Annotated in this window: 9 protein-coding genes; 6 read left to right on the forward strand and 3 right to left on the reverse strand. The window is 44.7% G+C overall.

All coding sequences use genetic code 11. From position 1 onward, the window contains the following. The 6 genes from ACJ751_RS29155 to ACJ751_RS29180 all read left to right on the forward strand — a co-directional run. Positions 1-201 (forward strand): hypothetical protein (locus ACJ751_RS29155; protein ID WP_407749068.1); only part of this gene is annotated, 201 nt, incomplete at its 5' end. Between the two features lie 249 nt (positions 202-450). Beyond that, positions 451-753 (forward strand): nucleotidyltransferase family protein, encoded by a 303-nt coding sequence (locus ACJ751_RS29160; protein ID WP_407749069.1) that lies wholly within the window; start codon positions 451-453, stop codon positions 751-753. Next, a complete protein-coding gene (locus tag ACJ751_RS29165) occupies positions 734-1,084 on the forward strand; it encodes a DUF86 domain-containing protein (protein ID WP_407749070.1) in 351 nt (116 codons plus the stop codon). The genes ACJ751_RS29160 and ACJ751_RS29165 overlap by 20 nt, the downstream gene beginning before the upstream one ends. A gap of 128 nt (positions 1,085-1,212) precedes the next feature. Beyond that, a complete protein-coding gene (locus ACJ751_RS29170) occupies positions 1,213-2,625 on the forward strand; it encodes a chondroitinase-B domain-containing protein (RefSeq protein WP_407749071.1) in 1,413 nt (470 codons plus the stop codon). A 123-nt stretch (positions 2,626-2,748) separates the two neighbouring features. Further along, a complete protein-coding gene (locus ACJ751_RS29175; protein WP_407749072.1) occupies positions 2,749-3,123 on the forward strand; it encodes a BlaI/MecI/CopY family transcriptional regulator in 375 nt (124 codons plus the stop codon). Positions 3,124-3,125: 2 nt separating this feature from the next. Then, a complete protein-coding gene (locus tag ACJ751_RS29180; RefSeq protein ID WP_407749073.1) occupies positions 3,126-4,628 on the forward strand; it encodes a M56 family metallopeptidase in 1,503 nt (500 codons plus the stop codon). 127 nt (positions 4,629-4,755) lie between these two features. On the opposite strand, the gene ACJ751_RS29185 is transcribed toward ACJ751_RS29180, so the two are convergent. From ACJ751_RS29185 to ACJ751_RS29195, 3 genes are all read right to left on the reverse strand, one after another. Beyond that, positions 4,756-5,385 (reverse strand): DUF6266 family protein, encoded by a 630-nt coding sequence (locus tag ACJ751_RS29185; protein ID WP_407749074.1) that lies wholly within the window; start codon positions 5,383-5,385, stop codon positions 4,756-4,758. Between the two features lie 179 nt (positions 5,386-5,564). Beyond that, entirely contained in the window at positions 5,565-6,200 is a 636-nt protein-coding gene (locus tag ACJ751_RS29190) for a DUF6266 family protein (RefSeq protein WP_407749075.1), read from the reverse strand. A gap of 517 nt (positions 6,201-6,717) precedes the next feature. Continuing rightward, positions 6,718-7,251 (reverse strand): hypothetical protein (locus tag ACJ751_RS29195; RefSeq protein WP_407749076.1); only part of this gene is annotated, 534 nt, incomplete at its 5' end.

A 7,251-nucleotide genomic window follows, 5' to 3' on the forward strand; every position in this document is an offset into this window, starting at 1 on the left:
AATCCATTCACCAATGCCACAGCGCCCATTGAACTGATCGCCACCGGCAAACTCATTCCCGGTTGGACGGTAGATCAGTATGGATTATGCGCCGTTTTACCACAGAGCCCGGTTGCCACCAATGAAACACCGAAGCAACTTACCCTGGTGCCAATGGGAGGAGCGAGGTTGAGGATAAGTGCCTTTCCGGTGGTAAAGTAATACTATGAAACTTTATTGAAAATAAGGTTATGAAGTAAGAGGTAAGAAGTATGAAGAACTTGTATTTTCCTACCTCCTACTTCCCATTTCTCGTACTCAACTTTAAAACCAATGGCAAATCTCCCATTCACATATGTTAGATACACAATCGAAAGCCCCTCCGCTTTCTATCCCACTTCAACGGGTAGGGGTTTGTCCTGTATTGTCCTGTTGAAGTTGCAATAATAAAAAATTGATTATCTTTAGGATATGAATCTGTCTGCTATTGAAAAACAAGTCCTCCAACAATATTTTGCAGGAATCCCTGTAAAGAGGGCTTATTTGTTTGGGTCTATGGCTCGAAATGAAGCCCGGCCCGATAGCGACATTGATATACTGGTTGAATTGGATCATTCCAAGCCTATCGGAATGAAGTTTTTCTTATATCAATCAGATCTGGAAGAATTACTCCACAAAAAAATTGACCTTATTACTGCTGAAGGTCTCTCCCGTCATGTAAAACCTTTTATCGATAAGGACAAGATTCTAATTTATGAAAGGAATGATCACTGACAAAACAAGAGTTATTCATATTATAGAAGCCATCACTGAAATTGAGAAATATCTGAATGGAGTTTCGTATGATGACTTTCTCGAGAATTCAGAAAAGAGATTTGCTACCGTTAAGCAAATTGAAATCATTGGCGAGGCCTGTAATGCTTTGACTTCATCATTTAAAGATATTCACCAGGAAATTGAATGGAAGCCGATAAGAGGTTTCAGGAATATATCTATACACGAATATTTTGCTGTAAACTTTCATATCGTTTGGGAAATTGCCCAGAATGACCTTCCAGTCTTAAAACAGCAGTTTCAAGAGGCTTTATTAAGTTTCCCCCATTAAGATTGTCTACCTGCTAGCCATTCCTTTTTGATAAAATAGCTCAATAACTAGTAAAAACCCCTATCTGCCCATTGGGGATACAATATTATATTTGCCAAAACTGTTATAGTACGGGTAAAATATCCTGCATGAAAAATATTGTACGTTCCCTTACAGCCCTCCTCTTGTTAATGACTGCCGGCGTTCAAACCACCACCGCCGGAACCATTGTGATAAAAACCATTGGCCATTTACAAAAAGCGATCAATGAAGCCAAACCCGGCGACACCCTGCTGGTACAGAATGGGCTCTATGCCACCGGCAATCCTGTGACCATTAACCGGGAAGGAACAAAAGAGCAACCCATTGTAATTATGGCCCAATCTGATGGACAGGCAGAGATAACCGGCGCAGGCGGGTTTGCCATTATGAGTCCGGCCAAATACATTGTGATCAGCGGATTTAAATTCACCCACGCCGCCAGTACGGCCCGTACGGGTACCGGCACCAGCTTTTGCCGCTGGACGCACAACATTTTCGAGAATGAAGGCGAAGGGGAGGAACTGACCATTGCCGGCAGTGATCACCAGGTCGATTACAATACTTTCCATAATAAGAGTACGATGGGCCGTTTCCTGGCCATCCGCGGCGAAGGCAGCCAGATTGCCGAGCGCTTATGGATCCACCACAACTATTTTTACAATTTTACCAGCCAGGGTGGCAAAAATGGCGCTGAAGCATTCCAGTTTGGTCTGAGCGGATTCAGTATGTCGAAAAGCAACAGCATTGTAGAGTACAACCTGTTTGAAGAATGTGAAGGCGAGAATGAGCTGATCTCAGTAAAAGCATCGGCCGTAACGCTGCGCTATAATACCATTCGCAATTGCAAGGCGCAATTCACTTTGCGGCATGGTAACTTTAGCCAGGTGTATGGCAACTATTTTCACAACACCCCCGGTTTGCGCATCTTTGGTGATGACCACCTCATCTACAGCAATTATTTTGAGACCTGCAGTATGGGTATCAATATAGGCAATGGCGACGGCGAAGTTGCTGACGGCGCCGCACTCACCTGTCACGACCGGCCCGATCGGGTGCTGATCGCTTTCAATACCATTATCAGTTGCAAGAGCAGCATTGCCATGGGCGGCCGCGATAAAGGATTAGGCGCTACGGCGATTACCGTTGCCCGCAATATCATCAGGGGCGGCGGACCAGCAGCAAGCATTACCGGTCCCTTTGTAAACCCGGTTTGGGAAGGCAATATTGTTTTCAATGCCGAGAGCAAGGGCGATATGCCTGATGGAACCTTCACTACTACCGATCCCAAGCTGGGCCGCGGCAACAGTGAAACTATCCATCTACTGCCTGGCAGTCCGGCCATCGATGCCGTGCCGGCGCCCAAAGGCAAGAAAGCAGTTAACCCCTATGCCGCCATCACCACTGACATGGACGGACAGCCGAGAACGGCGCCCCTCGATGCCGGCGCTGATGAAGTAAGTTCTGCCCCGGCAACAGCGCGGATCCTCAACCCGAAGGATGTAGGCGCAGATGCGAAATAAGAAAAGCTGATAACTAAAATAGGAGTCCTTCCCGATGTATCGGGAGGGACTTTTTTTATGTGGGGAAAAAAGATTTTTCAATCTACTATAGTTGTAGTAGATTGCATTAAAATATAGTAGCTGATGGAAGAATTAACCAAAGCCCAGGAGGAGATCCTGTTGGTATTATGGGACATACAGGAAGGTGCAGTAGCAGATGTAGTGGAGAAGTTGTCCGAGCCCAAACCAGCGTATACTACGGTGGCGACAGTAATAAAAGTGCTGGAGAAAAAAAACTATGTGGCGCACCGAAAGTATGGGAATATACATGTGTATTACCCGGTGGTCGCAAAAAAAGCATATGCAAAGCATGTGTTGAAAGACGCGTACAAAGGGCTGTTTAATAATTCACTTAACCAGTTGGTATCGTTCTTTGTAAAGGAAAAAGACGTGCCGGTGACTGAACTGGAAGAATTGAAAAAGCTGATCGACCAGGAGATCAAAAAACAAAAATCATAAGTATGCAAACCTTCCTTATATATGTATTGTTGTCGGCGGGTTGTGTGAGTGTAGTGTGGCTGGTGTATAAGGCACTGCTGGAAAACAGGATGCCTGTAAAGACCATCCGCTATTATTTTCTGATCGGCATGGTGGTGTCCATGCTGGCGCCGGTAAGTCCGCTGGTGATAAGACCATCGGTTGCGGAGACGGAATCAGCTACTCCTGTTGTTGAGAACATCCCCATTGCAAACACAACCAGCATAAAAACAGACAATACGCGTACGCAAACAACCCCTGCTATCGACTGGAAGAAAAGCATATCCTGGGTGTTCTATATCTACCTTACTGTGATGATTTTTTTTATAATAGGGATCATCAAAGAGTTGATTGTTATTCTGACCTGTTATAAAAAAGCTACCAAAGAAAAATGGGGCGGCTTGCGGCTGGCATGGAATGACCGGTTTAAAGAGTCCTTTTCTTTTTTTCGCCTGGTGTTTATGAATAAAGAAAGCTTATCCGAAGGACAGGACAATATATTGTTGCATGAACAGGTACATGCGGCGCAGTATCATTCCATTGACCGGTTACTCGCGCAACTGTTGACAGCGTTTCAGTGGTTTAATCCGTTTATGTATGTGATGCGGAATGAGATCCAGTTGGTACATGAATACCTGGCTGATGAAGGCGTGCTGAATAGAGGCGTAAATAAAGTCCGGTACCAGCAATTATTACTGGACCATATAATTGAATCAAAGCGGATAGCCATTACATCCACCTTCAAACATTCATTAATAAAAAAACGATTTCTTATGATGTCAACAAAAAAAGCAGCACCGGCAACCAGGTACAGGCTCTTGTTATTGGCGCCGGTTACAGCCCTGCTCTTGTTGGGAGTTGCCTTTGTAAACGGACAAACCGTTTCAGAAACCCCCAAAGTAGTAACGGCAGTGGCGCTGACAAAAGCGAACGTGGTATACATTGGGATCGAAAACCCGGTGAATATTTCAGTAGCCGGTTACAAAGCCAATGAAATTGCCGTGGCGATAGATAATGGTACTATTACCGGCGAGAATGGAGAATATGTAATTAAGGCTGCGAAACCAGGCAAAGCGGTCATCACCGTTAAGGCCGGTGGCAAAGTAGTAAAGGAAACAACCTTCAATGCCAAATATCTTGCACCCCCTGTTGCGTCATTAACACCACCAGCGGGCGGCTTACTGATAAAAGGCGGGCGCATCAGTAAAGAAGCTTTGCTGAAAGCAGGCGGAATTATATGTACGGTTGAGAATGCAGATATTGATATTCCTTTCAAAGTAGTTTCCTTTACGATGAGCGTCATTACAAATGACCATGTACAGGGATTGACAGTTACTACTGCCAATGACCGTTTTTCACCAGAACAGATAAAACTGATCCAATCGATGACAAAAGATCAGCGGATCATTATCGATGATATTGCCGCTGCCGGTCCGGATGGCAGGGTCATGAAGATGCCTGCGTCGATGGTGTTTACCATTCTTTAGCAGTTTGTCAATAAAAGGTCCTCCTTTCGTCGGGAGGACTTTCCTATTACGAACAGGCCTGCTGCGTAAACAAAAGAATGTTTGAAATGGTTAAAGAATAAAAAATAGGATAAGGTTATAATTTCTCTTAGGTAATAAACAACGCCCCGGTATGCATGCTGTCGGCCAGGTTTCTTTTATCGGCCGAAATGAAACTTAACCAGGTTTGCACTTCATATCCATGAAATTGAGGGACCTCGAGCAATGCTTCTTCATCCCGGCGCCTTGTTTCCCCGATAATGTGAATGCATTTGTTCAATGCTTCACAGTAAACCACGAGGATGGCTTTGTCAAAACCTCGGGTAAGATCCGGGCTGGCGTTGTTGGTCCAGGAAAAGCTTATACAGCCCGGACTTGTTTTAGTAACAGCTTTTTCGGCAGTAGGCAGGTTGCCGTGGCTTATCAGCACCCTGGGGTAATTGATGCTAAATCCCTTACTGCTGTATGTGATCGCTTTTCTATACACGTATGACATTACAAAACTCAGGTGCGCGGTTTGGCTGATCGTTCTATTGCTTAATAACAGCAGGGACGAAAGGCTAAGCACAAATTCTGCCGCTTTGGAAAACATTTCCTGTTGAACCAGCTGAAAGGCATTAGGCTCTCTGTTCTTGCGAAGCAGGAAGCTTCGTAAATGATACGTGTTGTCGTAAGAACTGTACTCGACTACATTACTACGATTGTTAGGTAATGCAGTGTTTTCTGAAAGTTGACTCATAAAACGGGTTTTACATGTTAGAAAATGAATACCGAAACAGTTGTCTTAAAATGCGCCCCCGGGGCCCTCGGGGTTGCATTTTGTTTTAAGTGGGCGTTTGCCTTGCCCGATACGCATCGGGATTAATGACCGGTGACTCCGGTGTGTTGTTTTACAGGATACGTTTACACGAATTGCAGTTAGCTAATGGTTAACTCACCGCAATAAACGCTGTTGGCAATCAATTTGCCATTGCCTGACATAAAGCTGATCCAGGCATGCACCTTTTTGCCGGAGAATTCGGCTACATCAAGCGTGCCTGTTGCTGCATCGCGGGCAGGTCCGAACGCATACTCCGTTTCATTCATTTCGGGGCAATATGCAACGAGTACCGCCTGGTCATTGGCTTTTGCGAGTTTTCTTCCCGCATCGTTTGTCCAGGTAAACTTGAGGATACTGTTAGCCTCAGCTGTTACCACTGGACTTTTAGCCCTTGTAAGCTTACCCTGGCTAATGGGCACCTTGCTGTAATCGATCTGAAAATCCGGATAAGTACCAGTGATTGCATCCCTGAGGATGATGGACTGGGCGTAATTTTTACCCGTCATTTTAACCGCCTGGTCTCTGAACCCGAGTGTAAACAGATCATTCATGCTCTGGGTGAATTTGCCAACTATGGCAAATCGAGCCTGTTGTTCAAGTTGAGCATCACTTAGGGCGCCTGTGCGCTTTTTAGCTTTACTGCGCATGTAAGGCACGCCCCGCCAGTTACTGCCAACTACTTTACCGATGGTACCTGAAAAATTATCCAGGATACCGTTGTTCATCTTTCCCATAAAAGGAGTTTTAGATGTGAGGAATGAGATACCGAACCGAAATAAGCTTGTGTGTAACCGGTATATCCACTTGCTTGCTTTCTCACACAAACATAAAACGGTTTGAAATGGCTCATTTCCAAACTCCTTATATTATGCGTCCTGACTTACAACAACTCATTTGGACTTACATTTCTACGCTTTTGGCGTTATAGTCGTTCGTGAGGCGTTTTTAATTAAAGCAGAAGAGTAAGACCAATAAGAGATTCGTATTACTGATGAATTAATGGGGAAATGTGAGAAAAGGCAAATATTTCTTCGCAAACGCTTTTAGAATGCTTCGGGAACGATCTTAGGCTTCTTCGCAAATTTGCGAAGAACTTGCGAAGGATTTGCGAAGCCGGGTAAGCTGAGTCTTTGCCCGGGGGCGAAGGAGGGCGGGAGCATACTTCAGTCTTATAATAAAGCCCGTACGACCACTGGCATCGTACGGGCTTTATTTATTATAGAGGAGAGGGCATGATATACCTGTTCTTTTTTACGGCGCTATATATTCTTCGCCATACATGCAGGCAAGTCCCATTCTGATCTCTTCTTCTTCATATTTAAAATGAAAACAAAACCTTCTGATTGAAATAGGGGCTTTTCTGGGAATTTCATACATCGTACGAATTTCTCTTAGCATTCCTTGTGCAGTGCGAAGGTGATTTCTTAATATAGCAGCTACCTCATCGGAATAAATGACTACCCGGAAATTATCATGCCGTTTAGCGTGCTTTTCTCCCTTGTTGTTTAACAGCTTCCATTGCCTGGCCCGTTCACGTCGGGTTTCCAGATTATCCATTTTCCCATGCTTCATATTCTCGATGGCCTGCGCAAGTTTTATCCGTTCTTCTCCGGCAAATGGATCATCATCTGATGGCTCAGCGCTTGTTTGACTGGGTGGTAACGATATACGTTTTTTCAATGATGTTATGAAAAGGTGCACCCATAGTTCATCAATTCCTGCATAATGGCAAAAATGGGGAATTAAAATACGCATGGATCTATCTCCAAAGTAATCGCGGATCTC

This window comes from Niastella sp. (genome assembly GCF_045805085.1).
Taxonomy (GTDB): Bacteria; Bacteroidota; Bacteroidia; order Chitinophagales; family Chitinophagaceae; genus Niastella.